The sequence below is a fragment of the Kitasatospora sp. NBC_01287 genome, assembly GCF_026340565.1.
Classification (GTDB): domain Bacteria; phylum Actinomycetota; class Actinomycetes; order Streptomycetales; family Streptomycetaceae; genus Kitasatospora.
This window is the reverse complement of the sequence record NZ_JAPEPB010000001.1, coordinates 6,423,277-6,447,849: the sequence shown is the minus strand read 5'-3', so window position 1 is coordinate 6,447,849 and position 24,573 is coordinate 6,423,277. Positions and strand designations below refer to the sequence as shown.

Genomic DNA, 24,573 nt, shown 5'->3' with positions numbered 1-24,573 from the left:
GTGCCCGGTCGGCGCCCGCTCGGTGCCCTGTCGGTGCCCCGCCGGCGCCCGGTCCGGCCGGAGGTTCCGCGCCGCACGTCATACGCGGGCGAGGAAGGCCGCCACGATCTCCTCGCCCGCGAGTGCGCCGCGCCGAGCCAGCGCCGTGACGTGCGGCGCCGTCCAGCCCTGATCGGCGAGTTCGCCGTGCCCGGGGCGCCAGGCCAGGTCCGCGGCGAGCAGCAGGTCGGCGTCGAGCAGCGAGTCCCCGGCGGCCAGCACCCCGACCCCGCTCCCGTCCCCGCCCCCCGCGCCCACGCGGCGGACCACCTCCGCCACCGCCGCGCTCTTGGTCAGCGCGGTCGGCACGGCGTACACCTTGCGCCCCTGCAGCGAGACGCCCCAGCCCCGCTCGGCGCACCAGGCGGTCAGCTCGGCCAGCCAGCCCCGCGGCAGCAGCGCGCGGTCGACCACCAGGTAGGCGAAGAGCTCCTCGGCGACCCGGCGCTTCAGTGTCCAGGCCGGGTCGGCGCTGCCGGCCAGCCGGTCCACCACCTCGGCCAGCGGCGCACCGCTCGCGGCCAGGCGGTCCGCCACCACCGCGTCCCAGTCCCGGTCGGGCTCGCCCGCGACCAGCAGCCGGCCGCCGTTCGCGCAGATCGCGTACGCCGGGGAGCCGGCCGCGCCCGGCAGCCGCACCCGGCGGTACTGGGCCACGGTCCGGGTGGTCACCGGGACGAAGACCGCCCGGTCCGCCAGCTCGGCGAGCAGCAGGGCGGCCCGCTCGGTGAGATAGGACAGCGGCTCCCCCGCCGTGTCCCGCTCGACCAGCCGAAGAGACGCCGGGGAGTCGGGCGGCAGTTCGGCGGAGCGCCGGGAGTAGATCAGCGTCCGGTCCAGGTCGCTTGCCACCAGCCAGCTCTGACGGTTCGTCACACCGCCCTCCCGGAGGCGCCGGTGGCGCCCCGGTTGAACCGCGGGTGGATCAGTCCGACGCAGGAGTACGGCAGTTCGTCCACCTCCTCGACCGGCACTCCGCGCTGTGCGGCCAGCAGCCGGATGTGGTCCAGGTCCGCCCCGACTCCGCGCCGGGCCAGCACCCGCCACGGGACCCGGCGCAGCAGCACCCGGGTGGTCTCGCCGACCCCGGGCTTGACCAGGTTGACGTCCCCGATGCCGTACTCCTCGCTGATCCGCTCCACGGCGGCCCAACCCGCCCAGGTCGGCTCACGGTCGACCGCCCCGGGACCGGGCCCGGCCTCCGTCCCGGGACCGGCCGCCCCCGGGACGGAGGCCGGGCCCGGGACCGGGACCACCCCCGGTACCGGGATCCGCGCGGCGACCTCCGCGCTGACTTCCGGGAAGTGCGCGGCGATGATGTCCAGGAACGCGACCGAGACATCCGCCCCGGCCAACTCCCGGTAGTACTTGGCCCCGTGGAAGTCGTCAGGCCCGATCAGGTCGGACCGCAGCACGGTGCGCGAGATCAGACCGGAGACCGTGGAGTTGAGGCAGGCGGACGGGATCAGGAAGTCCTCCCTGGTCCCGAAGGTCCGCACGCACCGGCCGGGGTCGGCGAGCACCGCGAGTTCCGGGTCGAACGGGGTGCCGGCGAGCGCGGTGGCCAGCTCGCGGGCGATCGCACCCTTGCCGGTCCAACCGTCCACGAAGACGATCCGGGCCGGGTCGTGACGGTCGGCCAGGTAGCGCAGGGCCACCGGGTCGATGCCTCGGCCACGGATGATCGAAACGGCGTAGTGCGGCGCCTCGATCCGATGGGCGGCGGCCAGCCAGCGGCGGATCAGCACTCCGACCGGGGTGCCGGCCCGGGCGAGGGAGGCGAGGACCAGGCCCTCCCCCCGCTCGCGCAGCAGCGTCTCGGCCACGATGCCGACCGCCAGCGCGATCCGGCGCGCCGAACCGCGCAGTGCCTGGTGGAAGAGCTCCTGGTACTCGGGGCTCGGCTGGTACTCGACCGGCAGCGACTCCGCGTAGTGCGCGCCGCCCGACTGCACGGCTTCCTCGCGCTCCTCGGTGGGGGCCTCCAAGGCCACCTCCGACAGGTCGGTGAGCAGCCAGCCCACCTCGTCCGCCGGATAGGAGGAGAACTCGGGGCCGCGCAGCGGTCGAGCGGCCGGCGGCCGGTGCTCGGGCAGGACCGCGAGCACCACCCGGTCGGTCACCGCGCGCAGCCGGGCCAGCAGCCCGTCGGCCAGGTGCAGTTCGGGCGTATCGGCGGCCGCGTCCACCACCAGCACGATCGCCTCGAACCGCCGCGCCGCCTCCCGCCCGGGGGCGACGTTGTAGGCGAAGCGCACGCCGCCGTCCTCCCCGGGCGCGCCGTGGGCGGGGAAGGCCAGCCTGGTCCGGATCGCGTAGCCGGGGTCGTCCACCGCCAGCACCGGGGAGCGGGTGGTGGTGGAGAAGAGGATCCGGGCCGACTCCACCGCGTCCTGCAGGGCCTCGGCCAGCCGCAGCGGCGCGTAGATCAGCTCCTCGCAGCCGAGCACCAGCACCCGGTGCTCGGCGCCGGTCAGCTGCTCGGCCAACAGCCTGCCCAGCCCGGGCAGCGAGGCCTCCAGTCTCACCCGCTGCGCGGGGGTGAACCCGTGCCGCCCGCCCTCCGGCACCCCGAGCGGCCACGGCAGCGACACCCGCACCAGCTCACCGGCAACCGCGCCGGCACCCGCAGCCACACCCGCGTCCCCGCCGGCAACCACACCCGCGTCCCCGCCGGCGCCAGCACCGGAGCCGGCACCGCCCCGCGCGCCCCGCAGCTCCGCCACCAGTCGCTGCGCCCGCTCCGCCACCCCGCTCGGCAGTCGCACCCGCCCGCTGGCCAGCGCCACCACCTCGATCTCGACCCCCAGCTCGGCCGCGAAGGCCGCCAGCCGCTCCCGGTCCGCCTCGTCGCGCAGGTCGACCAGGGACGCCACCCCGTACCGTCGCCGCGGCCGGTGCCGGTGCAGCGCCGCGATGGTGTTCAACACGGTTCTCCCGGTGGAGAGTTCGTCGTCCACCAGGATCAGCGGCCCATCCCCGGTGAGCAGTTCGGGATCCGTCGGCAGCAGCAGGTGCGAGGTGGCGTGCGAGTGCTCCTCCTCGAAGCCGGCCACCGGCGCGAGGCCGGCCACCGGCCGCCGGGTCGAGTGCAGGTAGACGGCGCCCAACTCGTCCGCCACGCACTGCCCGAGTCCGGTCGCGGTCTCCGCGTAGCCGAGCACCGTCACCGGTTCCCCGGCCAGCGGCTCCAGCCGGGCGCGCACCGCCGCGCCGAGCCGCCGGCCGGCGCCATAGACCACGGCGGGCCGCTGCGGCACGTGCTTGCCGAGCACCTGCGAGACCAGCAGCTGCGCCCGCTTCGGGTTCTCCCTGACGGCGAGCCCGAGCAGCTCGGGCAGCTCGGCGTCACCGTCCAGACCGATCCCGAGCCGCTGCTCGACCCAACTGCCGCTCCACACCGCCTCCGTACTCATCACGCCCGTGCCCACCGCCCCCGTGCCCGTCATCCCCGCACCCATCGTTCCCGCAACCATCGTTCCCGCAACCGCCGCGCCCGCGCCCATCGTCGCCGTGCCCATCGTCCCCGCGCCCGTCATCCCCGCCCCTCCTGCTCCCCGGCCGCGATGAGCTCCGCGAAGCCGATCTCCGGCCGCGCCACCCCGAACGCCTCGGCGCGCAGCAGCACCCGCTGCGCCCAGGCCCGGTGCGGCTTGGCCTCGTTCATCTTGTTGCGGTAGGCCGAGCCCGACACGCCCCCGCCCCCGCCCCCGGAAGCCGCTCCCCCGTCGAGGCGACCACCAGGCTCGACACCCAGCACGTCCTGGGCATCGCGGTACTCCTCGTGCGAGACGACCGAGCGCGCGTGCACCACCGGCACCTGGCTCGGGTGGACGCAGGTCTTGCCCAGCAGTCCGTTGGCCCGGTCGAGGTCGATCTCGCGCACCAGCCCGGCCAGTTCGGCGCCTCCGCTGCCCTCACCACTGCCGTCGCCACCGCCGGCCCCACCCGCCCCACCAGCCCCACCCGGGAAGTACTCCCACACCGGCCCGGTCAGCGTGAACCCGGTGCCGTCGGCCCGCCCGAGCACATTGACCACATCGCCGATCACCCCGGCGACCAGGGCCAGGTCGTACGCCGTCAACTCCGGTGCCCGGCGCAGCCCGTAGGCCGAGCAGAGGTCGGTGACACCGAGCCGGACGGCGAGCACCCGGTCCCGGAACTTGGCCAGCAGCCGCGCGGTGCCGAGCAGTTGCTCGCGACGGTGCTCCAGCTGCGCCAGTTCGGGGGACTCCAGCACCGGCATCCCGAACAGCCGCTGACCGCAGGCGGCTTCGGCCACCGCCAACGCCTCCAGGTAGGCCGCGCCGCGCTCCTCGGTGAACTTGGGCAGGACGAAGCCGCTGAGCAGCCGGGCCGCGTCACCCAGGCGTCCGATCAGCTCGCCGATCTGCTCCGGCGCCCGGACCCGGACGAAGAGCAGCGGCAGCTCGGCCGCCCCGACCCCGACCACCCCGGCCCCGACCACCCCGGCCCCGGCTACCCCAAGCCCGCTCACCCCAAGCCCGGTCGCCCCAAGCCCGGTCGCCGCCGCCAGCTCGCGCAGCCCGGCGACCAGATTCGCCTCCCCTGCCGCCACCTCCCGGTCGGCTATCGCGTCCTCCAGGCAGAGCACCATCGAGACCACCCCCCGGGCCGCCTGCTTGCGGACGTCGGCCGCCAGGGTGGGACGCACAGCCGGCAGGTAGAGGGTGCCGCCCAGCGCGGCGGCCAGCGGCGCGGCCGGGCCGTGCCGGTCGAACGGCACCGGCTCGACGAGGAAGAGCCGGCGGCGGAGGTCCGCGCCGAGGTGGCCGAACTGGCGCAAAACGCACTCCCAGGGAGGTCGGAACGGGGTCGGGCCGAGCAGGGCAGACCGATCCGCACGACCGGGCCGGCGGATTTCCCGACCGGCCGGATATGGCCCGGATCCCCCGGAAACCACAGCTCGCCCCACCTCGGCCGCCCATCGTACGGTCCGTCCGGGCAGTGGACGGTGATCGGAAACATGGAATTCGCTGAACATTTCAGCCCACGAATTACTTGCGGAACGACGCAATCTTTCAGCCAGGCGCTCACGCAGCCACTCGCGGCCGCTCCGGCACGACTACCCTGTGCACCCGCGTTGTCCGCGGCCGGGGCCAGCAGGCAGGATGGCTGTCATGACGCACGTGATGGCGAAGGGCGCCAACATCTCGCTGGCCACAGCGGCGGTCCGCGCCGTGCTGCGCTGGAGCGCGGCGCCCGGGGCACCGGACGTGGACGCCTCGGCGCTGCTGGTCGGCGCCGACGGCCGGGTCCGTTCGGACGCCGACTTCGTCTTCTACAACCAACCCCGGCACCCCTCGGGTGTGGTGCGCCACCTGCCCAAGCAGCGGGTGCCGGGCAGCGAGGAGATCGCCGACACCATCGAGGTGGACCTCACCAAGCTGCCGCTCGACATCGACCGGGTGGTGCTGGCCGGCTCCGCCGAGCAGGGTGACTTCCGCGCGGTGGGGGCACTGCGGGTGCTGCTGTACGACGCGGTCGGACCGGGCGGCGGCGAGGCGCTGGCCGAGTTCCCGATCGGCGAGGTGGAGGCGGTCTCCGCGCTGGTCTGCGCCGAGCTCTACCGGCGCGACAGCGGCTGGAAGTTCCGCGCGGTCGGGCAGGGGTACTCCTCCGGGCTGAGCGGCCTGGCCACCGACTTCGGGATCACCGTCGAGGACGAGGCGGCGATGGCGCCCGCGGGCCTCCCCCAGGCCGCGGAACCCGGCACCTACACGCTCGCCCCGGCCGTGCCGAGCACGCCCCCGAGCACGCCCCCGAGCACACCGGCCAACACGCCCCCCGGCGCACCCACCACACCCCCCAACGCTCCGACCGCCCCGAGCACGCCCCCGAGCGCGGTGCCGAGCGCGGTGCCGAGCGTGCCGGCCCAGCCCCTGGGCGCGCCCGTCGCGCCGGCGGCCCCGACCACACCGCCCACGCAGCCCGCGCAGCCCACCGGCGCACCGCTGCCGCCCCCGCCGGCCGGCCCGCCCTCCTACGGCTACCCCCCGGCCGCCCCCGGCCACCCGACGACGCCCCAGCCGCCCGCGCCGCAGCCCGTACCGCCAGCGGCCCCCACGGGCGCGCCCAGCTACGGCTACCCCCAGCAGCCCCCGGCCGCCACCTACGGCTACCCGCAGCAGCCCCCGCCCTACGGCTACCCCCAGCAGCCCCCCGCCGCCACCTACGGCTACCCGCAGCAGCAGCCGGTCGCCCAGCCCCCGCAGCCGGCGCCCGTGCCGCCCATGGACCCGGACTTCGCCCTGCCGCCGCAGGGCCCGCAGTTCCAACCCCGCTGACCAGCGCCCACCCCGGCTACACCTCACCCACCCCGGCCGGCGCCGGACCCACAGGTCCCTGCCCACAGGTCCCGCCCCTCGGCGCCGGACCTCAGCCGGCCCCGGCCCCCACCGGTCCCAGCCGGCCCCGCGGCCCTACGCGTCCTTGTACCCCCGCTGCCACTGCATCCCGAAGCCGTAGAGCCGGTCCAGGTCCGACTGGAATCCGTGCACGTACCGCACCTCGCGACGGACCGTCAGCTGCCCGCCCTCGTTCTCGATCAGCACCACCGCACACGAACGGGCGGCCGACGCCCGCTCGTCCAGGTTGACCTCCAGCCGCGGCCCGCTCGGCGGCACGATCTGGATCTGGGCGTGGGTCTGGTCGAAGGCGGGGGTGCCGTCGTAGATGTACACGAAGATCAGCAGCCGCTTGAACTGGTCCTTCTTCTCCAGGTTGATGTACATCGTCTCGCCGGACGGCGCCCCGTACTGGTCGTCGCCGCTGAGCTTGATGTACGGCGGCCGCTGGAGGTCACCGAAGAACTTGCCGAGCGGCTGCACCACGCCCCGGGTGCCGTCGGTCAGTTCGTACATGCAGGCCAGGTCCAGGTCGACGTTCTCGGCACCGCCCTGACTGGTCTCGGTCTGGGCCGGGCGCAGCAGCCGCGGCTGGAGCAGCTTGCGGCGCAGCGCGCCCTGCGAGCCGGAGACCAGCCGGGCGGTCCAGTGCAGGTTGACGAAGAGGGTGCCGCTGGTCGGCCCGTCCGAGGTGATCGCGTAGTGCGGCCGGGACTTGGTCAGCGTCACCTTTCCGCCCTGCCCCATCGTCTCCGGCAGGTTCCGCTCGCCCCGCAGGTACTCCCAGATCGTGGCCATACGAAATCCCCCAGCCCAGCTGTTCACCCTGACCGATGCCCTGACGCACCATGACGCACCATTGTGCACTGCGGTCCATACCCAGCACCGGGCCTGAGACACCGTCGGATCCGGCGTCCGGCCGGCGCCCGCGCGGCACCCGTGCGGCGCCCTCCGCGCGGCGGATAGCGGGCCGAAGTGGACTCCCGTACCATGCCGCCACTTCGGACGCGATATCGTCTAGCCGCACAGGTGTCCCTCCCCTGACGACCCGTCGCACAGTCGCACAAGGGACCTACCCACTCCCGCTCGACCGCGGAAAGCAGAGGCCTACCTCGCAATGTCATCCTCCACTCAGCTGACCTGGGCCGTCATCGGCGGCGTCGCCCTGCTCGTCATAGCCATCCTGGCGGCCACCATGCGGGTCAAGAACACCAAGGCCGAGGCGAAGGAGGACTCCTGGGAGCGCAGCGAGGACCGCCGCCGCCGCAAGGAGACCTGGTACGGCATCGCCTCCTACGTGCTGCTCTTCTGCTGCGCCGGGGTCGCGGCCGCGCTCTCCTTCCACGGCCTGGTCGGCTTCGGCACCCAGAACCTGGGCCTGTCCGGCGGCTGGGAGTACCTGGTCCCGTTCGGCCTCGACGGCGCCGCGATGTTCTGCTCGGTGCTCGCCGTGCGCGAGGCCAGCCACGGTGACGCGGCCCTCGGCTCGCGCCTGCTGGTCTGGGTCTTCGCCGTCGCCTCGGCCTGGTTCAACTGGGTGCACGCCCCGCGCGGCGGCGGCCACGACGGCGCCCCGCAGTTCTTCTCCGGCATGTCGATCTCGGCGGCCATCCTCTTCGACCGGGCGCTCAAGCAGACCCGCCGGGCGGCGCTGCGCGAGCAGGGCCTGATCCCGCGTCCGCTGCCGCAGATCCGCATCGTCCGCTGGCTGCGCGCCCCGCGCGAGACCTACGCGGCCTGGTCGCTGATGCTCCTGGAGAACGTCCGCAGCCTGGACGAGGCGGTCGAGGAGGTCCGCGAGGAGAAGCAGTCCAAGCTGGACGCCAAGGTGCAGGCGCGCAGCGCCGACCGCCGCGAGCGGGCCGAGCTGAAGGCGATCTCGCGCGGCAGTGTGCTGGGCCGGGGCCGCGGCGGGCGCCAGGTGGCCGCGCTGACCGCCGGCGGCGGGGACGGCCAGCCCGCTACGGAGCCTGCTCTAGCCGACTCCGAGGACCCGATGGCCAAGGTCGGCCCCTCCGCGCTGGAGCCCGCCGCCCTCGCCGCGGCCCCGCGCCGCACCGCGGTCGGCACCGGCTCGGCCGCCAGCGTCGACCTGACGGCGGACGACGACACGCTCTCGATGCCGAAGCTCGACTCCCCCTTCGACTCCCTGGAGCGCAAGCTGCGCGCCATGGAGAAGCGCCTGGGCTGAGGCCGCTGGGGCCGCTGAGGCCGCTGAGGCCCGGCGGCTGACACCCGGCAGGCACGATGGCGGCAAGCGTGGCAGCACGGTGACAACGCGAGTGGGGCCCGGTTCGACGATCGAACCGGGCCCCACTCGCGTCCGGCTGCCGCCGCCGCTACCGCTTGGCGGCGGCCCCCGCCGGTTCCGGCGCGGTCGCCTCCTCGGCCTGGGCGATCCGCCGGTTGCGCATCAGGGAGGAGGTCAGCGCCGCCCCGATGAAGGCCACCCCGATCAGCCCGGTGACGATCTCCGGGATCTTGTACTCGATCGAGATCAGCAGGATCCCGGCCAGCGCGCCGATCGCGTAGTGGGCGCCGTGCTCCAGGTAGACGTAGTCGTCCAAGGTGCCCTTGCGGACCAGGAAGACGGTCAGCGAGCGGATGTACATCGCGCCGATGCCCAGGCCCAGGGTGATCTGGAAGATGTCGTTGGAGATCGCGAAGGCGCCGACCACGCCGTCGAAGGAGAAGGAGGCGTCCAGCACCTCCAGGTAGAGGAAGAGGAAGAAGGCGGCCTTCCCGGCCACCTGCACCACTGACTTGCCGGGCTTGCCGGTGACGGCCCCGCCCGCCTCCTCGGCGCCCTCCTCACCCTCACCCTCGTCCTCGTCCTCCTCCAGGGTGGACTCGAAGACACCCGAGAGCCCGTTCACCGCGAGGTAGGTGGCCAACCCCAGCAGGCCCGCCAGCAGGACCGTTTCAGCGTGCTCCCCGGCGAAGAACCGCGCCGCCAGCGCCAGCGAGACGAGCGCGAGCACCGAGGAGAGCGCCTCCAGCCGGCCGATCCGCTCCAGCGGGCGCTCGATCCAGTGCAGCCAGTGGAAGTCCTTCTCCTCCAGGATGAAGTCCAGGAAGATCATCAGCAGGAAGATCCCACCGAACGCCGCGATCGCCGGGTTGGCGGCCTCAAGGTGCTGGGCGTAGGTCAGGCCGTTGTAGGTGTGGGTCGAGTTGAGTGCCAGGTCGATCACGGTGGACGGACCGATGTGCGCGGTCAGGCCCACCACCAGCAGCGGGAAGAGCAGCCGCATGCCGAAGACGGCGATCAGCACACCGACCGTCAGGAAGATCTTCTGCCAGAACGGGTTCATCCGCTTCAGCACCGTGGCGTTGACCACGGCGTTGTCGAACGAGAGCGAGATCTCCAGGATCGCGAGGATCAGCACCACGCCGAAGCCCTCGGCGCCCCAGATCAGCCCGGCCGCGATCAGACCGGCGATCGTGGTCGCGAAGGACCATCCGAAAGTTCGGAGGAACACGGTGTTACTACCTTTCGGTGACATGGCGCGCCGAGGAATTGACGATGCCTTTACTGTACGTTGACCCCGAAATCGAGGGCGATGCCGCGGAGCCCGGAGGCGTAGCCCTGGCCCACCGCCCGGAACTTCCACTCGCCCTGGTAGCGGTAGAGCTCCCCGAAGATCATCGCGGTCTCGCTGGAGGCGTCCTCGCTGAGGTCGTAGCGGGCGATCTCCTGACCGCCGAGCTGGTCGACCACCCGGATGTAGGCGTTGCGGACCTGGCCGAAGCTCTGCAGCCGCGCGTCGGCGTCGTAGATCGACACCGGGAAGACCACCTTGTCGACCTGGGCGGGCACCAGGTCGAGGTTGACCAGCATCACCTCTTCGTCGCCCTCGTCGCCCTCCTCGCCGCCGACCAGGTTGTCGCCCAGGTGCTCGACCGAGCCCTCGGGGCTCTTGAGGTTGTTGTAGAAGACAAAGTACTCGTCACCGAGCACCCGGCCGGCCGAGCAGAGCAGCGCGCTCGCATCGAGGTCGAAGGGCGCGCCGGTGGTGGACCGGGCGTCCCAGCCCAGGCCGATCTGAACCTGGGTCAGGCCGGGCGCGGCCTTGCTCAGCGAGACGTTGCCGCCCTTGGCGAGCGTGACACTCATCGTCGTCTTTCCTCCCACTCCCTGGCGGTCCGCACCGTCCGTACGGCGAAAAGGGCCAAAGACAAGATCTACGCCCTCCTACCCCCGAACGGTTCCGCACCGCCCACTGAACATCCTGAACTTCGAACCTATCAAGGCCCTGGAGCCGCAGGTCCGCCCACCATTTCCGGGTTCCGGCTCTGGTCGTACCATCTCAGGTCAGCGGGCGCCCCGCAGGCCGTCAGCGGGACGGCCGGCGGCGACGGCGCCGCACACGGGGAGTCGTCAGATGCCGTTCCAGCCACTGGAACCCGCCGATCCGCAGTCCGTCGGTCCGTACCGCCTGCTGGCCAGACTGGGCGCCGGCGGGATGGGCCGGGTCTACCTGGCCCGCTCCGCCGGCGGGCGGACCGTCGCGGTCAAGGTGGTGCGGGCCGAACTCGCCGAGGACCCGGAGTTCCGCGAGCGCTTCCGCCGCGAGGTCGCCGCCGCCCGGCTGGTCAGCGGCCCGCACACCGCACCCGTGGTGGACGCCGACCAGGACGGCCCGGCCCCCTGGCTGGCCACCACCTACGTGCTCGGCCCCTCGCTCACCGAGGCGGTGGCCGGGCACGGCCCGTTGCCCCTCGACTCGGTGCGCGCGCTGGGCCTGGGCCTGGCCCGGGCGCTGGACGCGATCCACCGGGCCGGGCTGATCCACCGTGACCTCAAGCCCTCGAACGTGCTGCTGGCCGCCGACGGCCCCCGGGTGATCGACTTCGGGATCGCCCGGGCGCTGGAGGGCGACGGTCTGACCAGCACCGGCGTGGTGGTCGGCTCGCCCGGCTTCATGTGCCCCGAGCAGGCGGGCGGCGGCGTGCTGGGCCCGGCCGGGGACGTCTTCTCGCTCGGTTCGGTGCTGGCCTTCGCCGCCACCGGGGTGAGCCCGTTCAGCGGGGAGACCGGGGGCACCGACTCCGCCGCCGCGCTGCTCTACCGGGTGATCCATGACGATCCGTCACTGGACGCGCTGCCCGAGGAGTTGCTCCCGGTCGTCGCGGCCTGCCTGGCCAAGGATCCCGCCGACCGGCCGACCCCCGCCGAGCTGGCCGAGCTGCTCGACCTCGGGGCCACCGCGCTCGGCCCGGGCTGGCTGCCGCGGGCCCTCGCCGCCGAGCTGGCCACCCATGCCGCCGCCGTGCTCGACCTGGACGTCCCGGTGGCCCCCGCCGCGCCGGCCGACCCGCGGCCCGCGGTGCCCCATCCGCACACCAGGGTGAGCGAGCCCGCCCCGACCGGCACCGTCCGCCTGCTCGCGGGCGCGCCCACCCAGCCCGGTGCCGTCCCGGCCGACAGCACTCGCCCCGGCACCGCCGCCCCCGCGGCCCGCCCCTCGCGCCGGCTCTTCCTGGCCGGCGGCACCGCCGCGCTGCTCGCCGCCGCCGGTGGCGCCGCCTGGGCCTTCGGCGACTCCGGCCACCCGCCCACCCCCAGGCCCGCCCCCGAGCCCACCCCCACCGCGGCGCCGGCCACCGGCCCGAGCACGGCCTCCCCGAGTGCCTCACCGTCCACCACCCGCCGGCCCGGGGTGGCCCCCACCCCGCTCTGGACGCATCCACTGCCCGACACGCTGAACGGGGCCACCCCGCTGGTGGCGGGGGACGCGGTCTACCTGTACGGGATCGGCGGGGCGGCCGCGCTGGAGGCCGCCAGCGGCCAGGTCCGCTGGCAGCTGCCGGCGGACCCCGAGACCGCCGCCGCGGTGAGCGGCGGCGCGCTGGTCTACAACGGCGACAACCTGGTCAAGGCCAACCCGTTGAACGGCAACCCGCTCTGGACCTACGCCCCCAGGACCACGGGCAGCATGCAGCTGCAGCCCGACACCGTGCTGGCGGCCGACGACCAGGCCGTCTACGCCCTGTGCAGGTTCCAGCCGCTGGACGCCGGCGGCGATCCGGACCCCAGCGCCAAGTCCGTGCCGGGCGTCTTCGCGCTCTCCGCCGCCGACGGCTCGGTGCTCTGGAGCCAGCAGCGCAAGCCCGACGCGGACACCGACGTCCTCGCGATGCTGACCCCGGACCTGCTGCTCTACACCGACTCGCTGACCAACCTGGTCGCCCGCAGCCGCAAGACCGGCGAGCAGGTCTGGTTCGCCGCCACAGACGCGCTGGCCCCCCAGCAGCCGGTCGCCGACGCGGACCGGGTCTACTGCTCCTCCGCCGGTCACGGGCTCCAGGCGGTGGACCTGGCCACGCAGAAGCAGAGCTGGGTCAAGCCCCCGCCGGCCGGCAGCAAGGACCTCTGGTACGCCCCGCCCACGGTCGTCGACGGCGTGGTCTACGTGGTGCTGGGCGGCATGACGCTGCAGCAGTACAACGCGACGCCCAGCGCCCCACCGGCCCTGATCGCCTATCAGGCGGCCAACGGCCAGGAGCTGTGGCGCTGCGCGCTGCCCTACGAGTGCTCGATGAACACGGCGCCGGTCGTGGTCCAGCAGACCTGCTTCGTCTCCACCGACAACAACGGGATCTACGCCGTGGACACCACGGCCCACACGATCCGCTGGACCTTCCAGCCGGGCCTCCCCGGCGGCACCGCCTGGCTGTTCAGCACCGACGGCAAGACCTTGGTCGCCTCCCAGGACACCAAGGTCTACGCGCTACCGCCGGTCTGAACCGCCCCCGTTCAGGTCTCAGACGTTGACGCCGAAGTCCTGCGCGATCCCGCGCAGGCCCGAGGCGTACCCCTGGCCGATGGCGCGGAACTTCCACTCCGCGCCGTTGCGGTAGAGCTCGCCGAAGACCATCGCGGTCTCGGTGGAGGCGTCCTCGCTCAGGTCGTAGCGGGCGATCTCCTGGCCACCGCTCTGGTTGACCACCCGGATGTAGGCGTTGCGGACCTGGCCGAAGCTCTGCAGCCGGGTCTCCGCGTCGTAGATCGAGACCGGGAAGACGATCTTCGCGATCGAGGCCGGCACGGCGCTCAGGTCGACCTTGATCACCTCGTCGTCGCCCTCGCCCTCACCGGTGAGGTTGTCGCCGGTGTGCTCGACCGAGCCGTCCTGGCTCTTGAGGTTGTTGAAGAAGACGAAGTCGCTGTCCTTGGCGACCTTGCCCTGCTCGGTGCAGAGCAGCGCGCTGGCGTCCAGGTCGAACTCGGCGCCCGTGGTGGTGCGCGCGTCCCAACCGAGGCCGACCAGGACCGCGGTCAGGCCCGGGGCCTCCTTGGTGAGCGAGACATTGCCGCCCTTGCTCAGGCTGACACCCACAGGATCCTCCAAGATGCGGGAGGCACCGTTGGCGCCTCGGCGGTGTGGTCCGGAGCCCCGGCACTGGGACCCACGTCCAGCCAACGGCCAGATCGTAGTACCGGGTTCCCGCCCCGAACGCGAGGCGGCCCGGCGTGGCCGATGAGACTTCCCTCTCAGGAACCTCCCGCCGCACACCGGGCCGCCACGCCGAGCCGATCCGAGCCGATCCGCCGGGATCAGAGCCGCCGGGATCAGAGCGCCGCGAGCACCTTCAGGTACTCCTGCTCGTCCCGCGCGTCCGGCAGGCCGTTGACGACCGACCAGCGCACCACGCCGGCCTTGTCGATCACGAAGGTGCCGCGCACCGCGCAGCCCTTGTCCTCCTGGAAGACGCCGTAGGCGGTGGAGACCTCGCCGTGCGGCCAGAAGTCCGACAGCAGCGGGTACTCCAGGCCCTCCTGCTCGGCGAAGACCCGCAGGGTGAAGGGCGAGTCGTTGGAGACCGCGAGGATCTGCACGTCCTCGTTCTGCAGCTGCGGCAGCTCCTTCTGGATCGCGCAGACCTCACCGGTGCAGACACCGGTGAAGGCGAAGGGGTAGAACACCAGGACGACGTTCTTCTCGCCCCGGAAGTCGGAGAGCTTGACCAGCTCGCCGTGCTGGTTCTTCAGCTCGAAGTCCGGAGCCTGGGTGCCGACCTCGATGGCCATGGTGAGACCTTTCTCAGCGGTGGGTGCGGCGCGCACCGCGCCCACGGGTTGCCACGGTGGGCACAGCGGCCGACCGCGGGCACATCCTCGCATCCAGGCCCTCGATTTCGGCCTTACGAGTGAGGCGGCGGGGCCTTTCGAGGAAGTTCAGGGGTCGATTTCGCCGCAAGCGAACACGCCTCCCGGCAGCACCCACAAGTGCGACCCCGGAAGCGGCCGGACCCCACTGGAGCTTCCTCCAGCGGGGTCCGGGACAAGCGGAGCGGTGCCGTCAGCGCTTGCCCGACTTCGCCGCCTTAGGCGTGGCGAGGCGGGTGCCGGCCCAGTCCTTGGCCACCGTGATCGAGCTGGTCTGCGAGAGGCCGGCGGTCTGTGCCGCCTCGGCGACCTCATGGGCCTCGACGTGGCCGTCGCGACCCTTCTTGGGAGTCAGCAGCCAGATCAGACCGCCCTCGGCCAGGTACTCCTGGGCGTCGACGAGGGCATCGGTCAGATCCCCGTCCTCCTCGCGGTGCCACAGCAGGACGGCGTCGGCGACGTCGTCGTAGTCCTCGTCGACGAGCTCCTCACCAATGACCTCCTCGATGCCCTCGCGGAGATCCTGATCAGTGTCTTCGTCGTACCCGAGCTCCTGCACGATCTGGCCGGGCTCGAAGCCCAGCTTGAGGGCCGGGTTGGACTTGTCCGCGGGGTCCGCGGTCGCGCTCACGGGAATAACCTCCAGTATTCGGCCTGGCATCGGCGCCAGGGCTGTGGCCGTAGTCCACACGGGCGCGGCGGTTCGCGCAAGTACCCGACCCCCGATCCCACCCAAAGGTTGACGTCTCGTAGCAAGACACGCCGAGTCCTGTGCCGGGAATCACACCGATTTGCCCTTTTGCGGACCGTTCGCCCATGCTGCGGATGCCACTCGTCCGCCGGCGGTCAAGGCCCGCTCGTCCAGCCCACTGCCCGCGATGCGAACGGCATTCGAGACCAACGCGATCACGGGCGTAGAGTCTCCTGTTGGCCCTCACCCCGACCGCCCGCCATCGGGTGGGCGGGGGCACCTGGAGCAGTCCAGGAACACCGGTCGGACCACCTCTTCGTAACACCCGGTGGCGGTCGGCGACGGCGATGACGCCCGATCCGTGCCCCACCTGACCGACTCGCCCACCAGGCGTGGCGGTTACCCATCGGTAGAGATGACGGATCTCCGAGTTGCGGTACACGATGGAGGCGGCGCGACACACCTCAGTTTCGACCGACAGTGAAGGAACAGCGTGGCTTCCGGATCCGATCGCAACCCGATCATCATTGGCGGCCTTCCGAGTCAGGTCCCGGACTTCGATCCCGAGGAGACCGCGGAATGGCTGGAGTCGCTCGACGCGGCCATTGACGAGCGGGGGCGCGAGCGTGCTCGTTACCTGATGCTCCGGCTGATCGAGCGCGCCCGCGAGAAGCGTGTCGCCGTGCCCGAGATGCGCAGCACGGACTACGTCAACACCATCGCCACCAAGGACGAGCCGTTCTTCCCCGGCAACGAGGAGATCGAGCGCAAGGTCCTCAACGCGACCCGATGGAACGCGGCCGTGATGGTCTCCCGCGCCCAGCGCCCGGGCATCGGCGTCGGTGGGCACATCGCCACCTTCGCCTCCTCCGCGTCGCTCTACGACGTCGGCTTCAACTACTTCTTCCGTGGCAAGGACGCCGACGGCGAGTCCGGCGACCAGATCTTCTTCCAGGGTCACGCCTCTCCCGGCATCTACGCGCGTGCCTTCCTGCTGGACCGGCTCAGCGAGCAGCAGCTCGACGCCTTCCGCCAGGAGAAGTCGAAGGCCCCGTACGGCCTGTCCAGCTACCCGCACCCGCGCCTGATGCCGGACTTCTGGGAGTTCCCGACCGTCTCGATGGGCCTCGGCCCGCTCGGCGCGATCTACCAGGCCCGGATGAACCGCTACCTGGAGCACCGCGGCATCAAGGACACCTCCCAGTCGCACGTCTACGCCTTCCTCGGCGACGGCGAGATGGACGAGCCGGAGTCGCTCGGCCAGCTGTCGCTCGCCGCGCGCGAGGGCCTGGACAACCTGACCTTCGTGGTCAACTGCAACCTGCAGCGCCTGGACGGCCCGGTCCGCGGCAACGGCAAGATCATCCAGGAGCTGGAGTCGCAGTTCCGCGGCGCCGGCTGGAACGTCATCAAGCTGGTCTGGGACCGCAGCTGGGACCCGCTGCTGGCGCAGGACCGCGACGGCGTCCTGGTCAACAAGCTGAACTCGACCCCGGACGGCCAGTTCCAGACCTACGCCACCGAGACCGGCTCGTACATCCGCGAGCACTTCTTCGGCGACGACCTGCGGCTGCGCGCCATGGTCGACTCGATGACCGACCAGCAGATCCAGCACCTGGGCCGCGGCGGCCACGACCACAAGAAGGTCTACGCGGCCTTCAAGGCGGCCCGCGAGCACCAGGGCCAGCCGACCGTGATCCTGGCGCAGACCGTCAAGGGCTGGACGCTGGGCCCCAACTTCGAGGGCCGCAACGCCACCCACCAGATGAAGAAGCTGACGGTCGAGGACCTGAAGCGCTTCCGCGACCGCCTGCACCTGCCGATCACGGACAAGCAGCTCGACGAGGGCTACCCGCCCTACTACCACCCGGGCAAGGACTCCGAAGAGATCCAGTACATGCACGACCGGCGCCGGGAGCTGGGCGGCTACGTGCCGACCCGCAAGGTGCGGGCGCGTCAGCTGGAGCTGCCCGGCGACGACGCGTACAAGGCGGTCAAGAAGGGCTCCGGCCAGCAGACCATCGCCACCACGATGGCCTTCGTCCGGGTGCTCAAGGACCTGATGCGGGACAAGGGCATCGGCAACCGCTTCGTGCCGATCGCGCCCGACGAGTACCGCACCTTCGGCATGGACTCGCTCTTCCCGTCGGCCAAGATCTACAACCCGCTCGGCCAGACCTACGAGTCGGTCGACCGCGAGCTGCTGCTGGCCTACAAGGAGTCGCCGACCGGCCAGATGCTGCACGACGGCATCTCCGAGGCGGGCTGCACCGCCTCGCTGATCGCCGCCGGCTCGTCCTACGCGACGCACGGCGAGCCGCTGATCCCGGTCTACGTCTTCTACTCGATGTTCGGGTTCCAGCGCACCGGCGACCAGTTCTGGCAGATGGCCGACCAGCTGGCCCGCGGCTTCGTGATCGGCGCCACCGCCGGCCGCACCACGCTGACCGGCGAGGGCCTGCAGCACGCGGACGGCCACTCGCAGCTGCTCGCCTCGACCAACCCGGCCGTCGTCGCCTACGACCCGGCGTACGGCTTCGAGATCGCGCACATCATGCAGGACGGCCTGCGCCGGATGTACGGCTCCTCCGCCGAGCACCCGCACGGCGAGGACGTCTTCTACTACATGACGGTCTACAACGAGCCGATCCAGATGCCGGCCGAGCCCGAGAACGTGGACGTCGAGGGCATCCTCAAGGGCATCCACAAGTACCGGGCCGCCGAGGCGGGCCAGATCCCCGCGCAGATCCTCGCCTCCGGCGTGGCGGTGCCGTGGGCCCTGGAGGCCCAGCGCATCCTCGCCGCGGAGTGGAACGTCAAGGCCGACGTCTGGTCCGCGACCTCCTGGAACGAGCTGCGCCGCGACGCGGTGGAGGCCGAGGAGTTCAACCTGCTGCACCCCGAGGAGCCGCAGCGCGTCCCCTACGTGACGGAGAAGCTCTCCGGCGCCGAGGGCCCGTTCGTCGCGGTCTCCGACTGGATGCGCGCGGTGCCGGACCAGATCGCGCGCTGGGTGCCGGGCCAGTACCAGTCGCTCGGTGCCGACGGTTTCGGCTTCGCCGACACCCGCGGCGCGGCGCGCCGGTTCTTCCACATCGACGCGCAGTCGGTGGTGCTCGGCGTGCTGACCGAGCTGGCCAAGCAGGGCAGGATCGACCGCTCAGCGCTGAAGGAGGCGATCGACCGCTACCAGCTGCTGGACGTGGCCGCCGCCCACCCGGGCGCGGCCGGCGGCGACGCCTGAACCGGCCGCCGAGTGCTCACTGAGCGCTCACTGACCGGTCGCTGACCGCCCGAGGGCCGGGCTCCCCGCACTGGGGAGCCCGGCCCTCGGTGTTTCCGTGCGGCCACTCCGGTGCCGGGGGTACGCGAGCCGGGGTCCCCGCGCCGACGGCCCCGTGCCGACGTCTCCCGTCGCGAGGCTCCCGTCCGGCCCAGCTCCGCGCGCCCGCCCGCACCGGCCGTGGTGATGATCGCCCCATGCACGACGAGATCCTGAGCCGCGCCCGCTGGCTGCTGCGGGAGGTCCACCTCACCCCCACCGAGGCCGCCGTCCGCCTCCTGGACTACTTCCCCGACCTGGAGCGCGAGGAGCGTGCGCGCTACCTGCGCGAGGCGGCCGAGCGGCCCCTCGACCATCCGCCGGACCGGCCCATGAGCAGACCCGTGAGCAGGCCCGTGAACAGACCCGTGAACCGGTCGCCGGACCGGGCGCTGAATCAGCCGCTGGACCGGCCCGGCCGGGCGGTCGGCTCGCCGGCGCCGTGAATCGGGCTACTGGGTGGCGCCCGGGCCCCGCCCGTCCCCACGAGCTCTTCGGCCGCGCGGGCACCACCCGGCACGAGAGTATGTCAGTAGCTGACACTAGGCAATCCATGACTTATAGCAGTCCATGACTTTTCTCCCGGGGCGACCCGGGTCCGCGCGCTATCGTGTCCACATGGCCACCACTGCCAGTCCGAGCCCGGCGCCGACCGGCGTCCCGCCGGGCCTGCGCGAGCGCAAGAAGCAGCGCACCCGGGACGCCCTGGTGGACGCGGCACACCGGCTCTTCCTCAGCCAGGGCTACGCCCGCACCACCGTCGACGAGATCGCCGCGGCGGTGGACGTCTCGCAGCGCACCTTCTTCCGCTACTTCGCCAACAAGGAGGAGGCCGCGCTCGCGGTGCTGACGGACGCCGAGGAGTACTTCATCGAGCGGCTGCGGGCCCGCCCCGCCGCGGAGAACCCGCTGGCCGCGATGCGGGCGGCGATCTGCGAGTCCTGGCGGGACCTGAGCGCGGCGCACGCCCAGGGCGCGCGCGGGGTCACCGCGGCGCTGGAGCTGGTCCAGCTGATCGAGTCCACGCCGACCCTGCTCGCCGCCCACCTGCGCCGCTCGGCCGACCAGGAGCAGCGGGTGGTCGAGATCCTGGCCGCCCGCGAGGGGGTGGACCCGGCCCGCGACCTGCGGCCGCGGCTGCTGGCGGCGGTCTTCGGCGCGGCGGTGCGCACCGCCCACCTGGCCTGGTCCGGCCAGGGCGCCGGCGCCGAGGAGGATGGACCGGAGGGCATGATCGCGGTGATCGAGCACCATCTCGACCAGCTCGCACCGGCGTTGACCGGCGACTGGCACTCCTAACGAGGCCACCCGCCTCGCGGTCACTGTGATTCAACCCACAGTTTAGGGCGCCTCCACCGCTCCCCGGGACCTAATACGCTGGCCGACTGAACGTTGTCCTTCGTACCACCCCCAGGAGTTGACGCGTATGCAGCGCAGGCGGCTGAAGCGCATGCTGATCGGCGCTTTCGCGGCCTGTGCGGTGCTGGCCGACGCCGGGGCCGCGGCGGCCCAGGCCGCGGCCTCGAACGAGCAGGTGGCGATCACCACCCCGCCCGCCGGGTCGGCCGCCTGGGTGCACGACCAGTCGCTCGGGCGGCCGCTGCCCGACCCGGGCACCGCCGACTCGGCCACGGTGGCGGCCTTCTTCGCCTCGCTCCCCGCCGACCAGCAGGACCGCCTGGCGCACGCCTACCCGCTGGTGGTGGGCAACCTCGACGGCGCCCCGCTGCGGCTGCGCTACCAGGCCAACGCGCTGGCGCTGGCCGCCGAGGTGGCCCGGGCCAAGGCGGTGGCCGCCGACAAGAAGGTCGACGCGACCACCCACGCGCTCGCCGTCTCGCGGGCCAACGACTGCCAGGCGCTGCTGGCCCCCGGCCGCCAGATCCTGGCCTTCGACCCGCGCGGCCGCGGCCTGGTCACCGAGGTCTTCGGCGACCTGGCGAACGCCCAGCGGGTCTCGGTGATCGTGCCGGGCTCGGACACCGACCTCGGCCACCACGACCGGGCGGTCGACCCGCTGCGCTCCCCCGCGGGCATGGCCCGCGCGCTGCAGGCCGAGGAGAAGCAGCAGGACCCGGGCGTGCGGACCGCCGTCATCGCCTGGACCGGCTACGTCACCCCGGTGGGTCTGGGACCGGACGCGGTCACCTCACGGCTGGCCGACGCGGGCGCGCCGCGCCTGGTCCGGCTGCTGGACGGGCTGAAGCAGACCAGTGACCCGGTCGCGCCGCCGACCCTGCTCTGCCACTCCTACGGCAGCGTGGTGTGCGGCACCGTGGCACCCGAGCTGCACGGCACGACCACCGACATGGTGGTGCTGGCCAGCCCCGGCATGGGCGTGCAGAACGCGGACGAGCTGGGCACCGGCGTGCACCTGTGGGCCACCCGCAACCCCAGCGACTGGATCGGCGACGTGCCGTACCTGCAGGTCGGGGGCCTGGGGCACGGCGCCGACCCGACCGACCCGGACTTCGGCGCCGAGCAGATCTCCTCGGCCGGCGCCGCGGGGCACGTGGGCTACTTCAGCCCCGGCACCGCCAGCCTCTTCAACTTCGCGGCGATCGCGCTGGGCCACTACCAGGCCGTGGTCTACCGGGCCGGCTGAGGCCGGGCGGGGCCCGGTGTGCCGAGGCTCAGAGGAAGGGCCTGGCGTCCTCCGGCGGCCAGCTCCACTCCCCGGCCGCGGTGTCCTGGGGCCGGGCGTCCTGCGGCGGCAGCGCGGCGACCGGCGTGGCCAGTGCCGCGGCCAGCACCTCGATGCCCTCCCGGCGCGGGGTCATCACCGAGACCGCGGAACCGTCCGCGAAGTGCAGCCGGAAGCGGGCCAGGAGCTGCAGCCGCGGCCGGCGCTCGACCCGGGTGACCAGGGCCCGCGGCGCCTGCCAGGCCACCCGACCCGGCGTGTCGGCTCCGGCTCCGGCTCCGGCTCCGGCTCCGGCGTAGAGGACCCGCTGGTCGGTGACCACCAGCAGCTTGCGCACCTCGCGGATCCGGACCGGGAAGCCGGCCGCGATGCTGCCGGCGCCGCCGGTGATCGACCCGGCCCGCGAGATCGCGTTGCCGAGCTCGGTCCCCGGGCCGATCCCGACGCCCGAGGTGCCGGCCACCGGATAGGCCGCGACCACGTCCAGCAGGCGCTCGCCCGGGTGCAGCAGCGGCTCCAGCACGCTTCGGCAGCTCTCGGTCAGCTTCTCGGTCACCGCAGCAGGGTACTCGGCTACTCGCGCACGGTGGCGGTGAAGTTCATGTCCGGGTAGCGGGTGCCCGCGACCTGGTCGGCCAGCGCGTCCAGGGCGGCCAGGTCGGCCGCGGACAGGCGCAGCGCGGCCGCCCCGGTGTTCTCGGCCAGCCGGGAGCGCTTGCGGGTGCCCGGGATCGGCACCACCGTCAGCTCGTGCACCTCGGCGCGCTGGTGGACCCAGGCGAGCGCGATCTGAGCCGCCGTCACCTCGCGCTCGGCGGCGATCCGCTGGATCCGGGCGATCAGCTCCCCGTTGGCGGCCGCGTTGTCGCCGTTGAAGCGCGGCTGGTGGCGGCGGATGTCGCCCTCGGCGAAGTTCTCGGCGCTGGCGAAGCTGCCGGTCAGGAAGCCCCGGCCGAGCGGCGAGTACGGCACGAAGCCGACGCCCAGCTCGGCGGCCGCGCCGACCACGCTCTGCTCCACGTCACGGGAGAAGAGCGACCACTCCTGCTGCACCGCGGCGATCGGGTGCACCGCGTGCGCCTCGCGCAGCTCGGCGCCGGTCACCTCGGACAGGCCCAGGTGGCGCACCTTGCCGGCCCGCACCAGCTCGGCCATCGCGCCCACCGAGTCGGCCAGCGGGACCTTCGGGTCGCGGCGGTGCATGTAGTAGAGGTCGATCGTCTCGATGCCCAGTCGGCGCAGCGAGGCGTCGACGGCGGTGCGGATGTAGGCCGGGTCGTTGCGCACGCCGCGGTAGTGCGGGTCCTCGGCCTTGCGCTCGATGGCGAACTTGGTGGCCAGCACCACCCGGTCGCGGTTGGCCCGGACGAACGGGCCGATCAGCTCCTCGTTGTGGCCCGCGCCGTAGACGTCGGCGGTGTCGAAGAGGGTGACCCCGGCCTCCAGCGCCGCGTCCAGGGTGGCCAGCGCCTCGGCGGTGTCGGTCGGACCGTAGAACTCGCTCATGCCCATGCAGCCCAGGCCCTGGACACCGACGAACGGGCCGCCGGTGCCGAGCTGGACGGTGGACAGGGTGGGGCTCTGAGTCATGCGCGCTACTTCTTCCCTGAGTAGATGTCGATCTTGTAGTCCAGCACCGCGAGCGTGGCGTGCAGGTCGGCGATCTTCTGCCGGACCTCGTCGCGGTGGGCGATCAGCAGGTCCCGCCGCCCCTCGAAGGTGTGGTCGCCCTCGCGGGCCAGCTCCACGTAGCGGAGCATGTCGGCCACCGGCATGGCGGTCAGCCGCAGGCGGCTCAGGAAGGCCAGCCGGCTGAGGTCGCCGTCGCTGTACAGCCGCCGGCCGGCGTGCGAGCGGTCGATCGGGTCGAGCAGGCCGATCCGCTCGTACCAGCGCAGCGTGTGGGCGGTCAGCCCGGTGCGGGCGGCGACCTCGCTGATGGTGTGGCGCAGCGTGGTGTCGGCGGGCTCGGACGGCGCGGTGGGCTCGGACGGCTCGGCGGGCCGGTGGTAGTCCGCCCCGCAGTCGTGCAGGACCTGGTCGACGACCGCGCGGGCGGCCGGCTCGGCGAGCCGGCCGGCGAGTGACTCTGCTGGTACGGCGCTCATGGGCGTCCCCCCCTGAGGTGGTGCGGCGTGATGGGCACGACGCTATCGAGTTGGAGTGCACTCCAAGCAAGCATGCCCTTGAACGGCACTAGAGTTCGTCCCATGCAGAGCTTGCGGATGATCGAGGAGTGGCCGGTCGGGGCGGCGGCCGTGGCGGTGGTGCGGGGCGCGGACGGCGCACTGCTGGGCGCGCACGGCCCGCAGCACCACCGGTTCCAGCTGGCGTCGGTGACCAAGCCGCTGACCGCCTACGCGGCGCTGGTCGCGGTGGAGGAGGGCGTCTTCGAGCTGGACGACCCGGCGGGCCCCGAGGGCTCGACGGTCCGCCACCTGCTCGCCCACACCTCCGGCCTGGCCTTCGACGAGAACCGGACGATGGCCGCGCCCGGCACCCGGCGGCTGTACTCCAACGCGGGCTTCGACGTGCTGGCCGAGACCCTGGCCAAGGCGGCCGGGATCCCGTTCGAGCGGTACGCGGCCGAGGCGGTCTTCCAGCCGCTGGGCATGGCCGACACCGCCATCGAGGCCGCGCACCGCACCCCGGCCGGCGCGGGCGGCGTCTCCACCGCCGCCGACCTGGCCCGGTTCGTCGCCGAGTTGCAGGCCCCGCGCCTGCTGGACCCCTCGACGGTGGCCGCCGCCACCCGCGAGGTGGCCTTCCCCGGGCTGAGCGGCGTGCTGCCGGGCTACGGGCACCAGAAGCCCAACGACTGGGGGCTCGGCTTCGAGATCCGCGACGGCAAGACCCCGCACTGGACCGGCGGCGCCAACTCGCCCGGCACCTTCGGCCACTTCGGCCAGTCCGGCACCTTCCTCTGGGTCGACCCGGTGGCGGGCGCGGCCTGCGTGGCGCTGGCGGACCGGGACTTCGGGCCGTGGGCGGCCGAGGCCTGGCCGCCGCTGAGCGACGCGGTGCTCGCGGAGCTGCGGGGCTGACCGGGCGTGGCCGACGAGTTCCTGATGGCGGCCGACCCCGGGATGCTCGACTTCTTCGGGCAGATCGCGGCCGAGCTGCGGGCGCTGTTCGCGATCGACCGGGCCGAGGCGGTGGCACGGCTCAACCATGCCTGGGGGCCGCTCTCCTTCGCCCCCTACCCCGACCTGGTGTGCCACGAGTCCGCCGAGTACTGGGCCTACGGCCTGTACTACGGGGATGTCCCGTTCTGGGACGAGGACGCCGACCGCACCGGTTGGCGGGTGCGGCCGCTACCGCCGGACGACTCGCCGGCCTGGACGCTCCCGCGCGGCGGCTGACGGGCTGACGGGCCGCAGGTCACCCGGTCACCCG

At 72.9% G+C, this 24,573-nt stretch carries 21 protein-coding genes; 9 read left to right on the top strand and 12 right to left on the bottom strand.

The features are described from left to right. Nucleotides 1-78: 78 nt before the first annotated feature. The 3 genes from OG455_RS28090 to OG455_RS28080 form a co-directional block, all read right to left on the bottom strand. Entirely contained in the window at nt 79-915 is an 837-nt protein-coding gene (locus OG455_RS28090) for an HAD family hydrolase (protein ID WP_266298384.1), read from the bottom strand. Beyond that, the gene (locus OG455_RS28085) at nt 912-3,488 is read right to left on the bottom strand and encodes a phosphoribosyltransferase (protein ID WP_266298382.1); all 2,577 of its coding nucleotides are present in this window, start codon (nt 3,486-3,488) and stop codon (nt 912-914) included. Before OG455_RS28085 ends, OG455_RS28090 begins: the two co-directional genes overlap by 4 nt. A gap of 86 nt (nt 3,489-3,574) precedes the next feature. Beyond that, nucleotides 3,575-4,846, bottom strand: a complete 1,272-nt coding sequence (locus OG455_RS28080) for an HpcH/HpaI aldolase/citrate lyase family protein (protein WP_266298380.1) — start codon at nt 4,844-4,846, stop codon at nt 3,575-3,577. 334 nt (nt 4,847-5,180) lie between these two features. Here OG455_RS28080 and OG455_RS28075 point away from each other — a divergent pair, with 334 nt between their 5' ends. After that, nucleotides 5,181-6,347 (top strand): TerD family protein, encoded by a 1,167-nt coding sequence (locus OG455_RS28075; RefSeq protein WP_266298378.1) that lies wholly within the window; start codon nt 5,181-5,183, stop codon nt 6,345-6,347. A gap of 135 nt (nt 6,348-6,482) precedes the next feature. Here OG455_RS28075 and OG455_RS28070 read toward each other — a convergent pair whose 3' ends face one another. Then, entirely contained in the window at nt 6,483-7,154 is a 672-nt protein-coding gene (locus tag OG455_RS28070) for a Tellurium resistance (protein WP_266300978.1), read from the bottom strand. A gap of 370 nt (nt 7,155-7,524) precedes the next feature. Here OG455_RS28070 and OG455_RS28065 point away from each other — a divergent pair, with 370 nt between their 5' ends. Further along, on the top strand, nt 7,525-8,598 hold the full coding sequence (locus tag OG455_RS28065) for a DUF2637 domain-containing protein (protein WP_266298376.1): 1,074 nt from the start codon (nt 7,525-7,527) through the stop codon (nt 8,596-8,598). 148 nt (nt 8,599-8,746) lie between these two features. Here OG455_RS28065 and OG455_RS28060 read toward each other — a convergent pair whose 3' ends face one another. Both OG455_RS28060 and OG455_RS28055 read right to left on the bottom strand, forming a co-directional pair. Beyond that, nucleotides 8,747-9,889, bottom strand: a complete 1,143-nt coding sequence (locus OG455_RS28060) for a DUF475 domain-containing protein (protein ID WP_266298374.1) — start codon at nt 9,887-9,889, stop codon at nt 8,747-8,749. 50 nt (nt 9,890-9,939) lie between these two features. Continuing rightward, nucleotides 9,940-10,524, bottom strand: coding sequence for a TerD family protein (locus OG455_RS28055; RefSeq protein WP_266298372.1), 585 nt, complete (start codon nt 10,522-10,524; stop codon nt 9,940-9,942). Between the two features lie 268 nt (nt 10,525-10,792). Here OG455_RS28055 and OG455_RS28050 point away from each other — a divergent pair, with 268 nt between their 5' ends. Beyond that, the gene (locus OG455_RS28050) at nt 10,793-13,156 is read left to right on the top strand and encodes a PQQ-binding-like beta-propeller repeat protein (protein ID WP_266298370.1); all 2,364 of its coding nucleotides are present in this window, start codon (nt 10,793-10,795) and stop codon (nt 13,154-13,156) included. 18 nt (nt 13,157-13,174) lie between these two features. Here OG455_RS28050 and OG455_RS28045 read toward each other — a convergent pair whose 3' ends face one another. The 3 genes from OG455_RS28045 to OG455_RS28035 form a co-directional block, all read right to left on the bottom strand. Next, nucleotides 13,175-13,750, bottom strand: coding sequence for a TerD family protein (locus OG455_RS28045; protein ID WP_266298368.1), 576 nt, complete (start codon nt 13,748-13,750; stop codon nt 13,175-13,177). 233 nt (nt 13,751-13,983) lie between these two features. After that, a complete protein-coding gene (locus OG455_RS28040; protein WP_266298366.1) occupies nt 13,984-14,442 on the bottom strand; it encodes a peroxiredoxin in 459 nt (152 codons plus the stop codon). A 271-nt stretch (nt 14,443-14,713) separates the two neighbouring features. Then, nucleotides 14,714-15,151, bottom strand: a complete 438-nt coding sequence (locus tag OG455_RS28035; protein WP_266298364.1) for a DUF3052 domain-containing protein — start codon at nt 15,149-15,151, stop codon at nt 14,714-14,716. 553 nt (nt 15,152-15,704) lie between these two features. Between OG455_RS28035 and aceE the strand changes: the two genes are divergently transcribed. The 4 genes from aceE (at nt 15,705) to OG455_RS28015 (ending at nt 21,138) form a co-directional block, all read left to right on the top strand. Further along, nucleotides 15,705-18,455 carry a pyruvate dehydrogenase (acetyl-transferring), homodimeric type gene (gene aceE, locus OG455_RS28030; protein WP_266298362.1) on the top strand — a complete coding sequence of 917 codons (2,751 nt, stop codon included), beginning with the start codon at nt 15,705-15,707 and terminating at the stop codon, nt 18,453-18,455. 236 nt (nt 18,456-18,691) lie between these two features. Beyond that, nucleotides 18,692-18,979 carry a hypothetical protein gene (locus OG455_RS28025; RefSeq protein ID WP_266298360.1) on the top strand — a complete coding sequence of 96 codons (288 nt, stop codon included), beginning with the start codon at nt 18,692-18,694 and terminating at the stop codon, nt 18,977-18,979. 172 nt (nt 18,980-19,151) lie between these two features. Then, entirely contained in the window at nt 19,152-19,832 is a 681-nt protein-coding gene (locus tag OG455_RS28020; protein WP_266298358.1) for a TetR/AcrR family transcriptional regulator, read from the top strand. A 127-nt stretch (nt 19,833-19,959) separates the two neighbouring features. After that, nucleotides 19,960-21,138 carry an alpha/beta hydrolase gene (locus tag OG455_RS28015; RefSeq protein WP_266298356.1) on the top strand — a complete coding sequence of 393 codons (1,179 nt, stop codon included), beginning with the start codon at nt 19,960-19,962 and terminating at the stop codon, nt 21,136-21,138. A 28-nt stretch (nt 21,139-21,166) separates the two neighbouring features. Here the strand turns inward: OG455_RS28015 and OG455_RS28010 are convergent, their stop codons facing one another. The 3 genes from OG455_RS28010 to OG455_RS28000 are packed head-to-tail and all read right to left on the bottom strand — an operon-like array spanning nt 21,167 to nt 23,285. Further along, nucleotides 21,167-21,733 (bottom strand): hypothetical protein, encoded by a 567-nt coding sequence (locus OG455_RS28010; protein ID WP_266298354.1) that lies wholly within the window; start codon nt 21,731-21,733, stop codon nt 21,167-21,169. 17 nt (nt 21,734-21,750) lie between these two features. Further along, nucleotides 21,751-22,767, bottom strand: a complete 1,017-nt coding sequence (locus tag OG455_RS28005) for an aldo/keto reductase (protein ID WP_266298352.1) — start codon at nt 22,765-22,767, stop codon at nt 21,751-21,753. 5 nt (nt 22,768-22,772) lie between these two features. Next, nucleotides 22,773-23,285, bottom strand: coding sequence for a MerR family transcriptional regulator (locus tag OG455_RS28000; protein WP_323185586.1), 513 nt, complete (start codon nt 23,283-23,285; stop codon nt 22,773-22,775). 102 nt (nt 23,286-23,387) lie between these two features. Between OG455_RS28000 and OG455_RS27995 the strand changes: the two genes are divergently transcribed. Together OG455_RS27995 and OG455_RS27990 are read left to right on the top strand one after the other, a co-directional pair. Continuing rightward, a complete protein-coding gene (locus tag OG455_RS27995; RefSeq protein WP_266298350.1) occupies nt 23,388-24,221 on the top strand; it encodes a serine hydrolase in 834 nt (277 codons plus the stop codon). Nucleotides 24,222-24,227: 6 nt separating this feature from the next. After that, entirely contained in the window at nt 24,228-24,539 is a 312-nt protein-coding gene (locus tag OG455_RS27990) for a hypothetical protein (RefSeq protein ID WP_266298348.1), read from the top strand. The last annotated feature ends 34 nt before the right edge of the window (nt 24,540-24,573 follow it).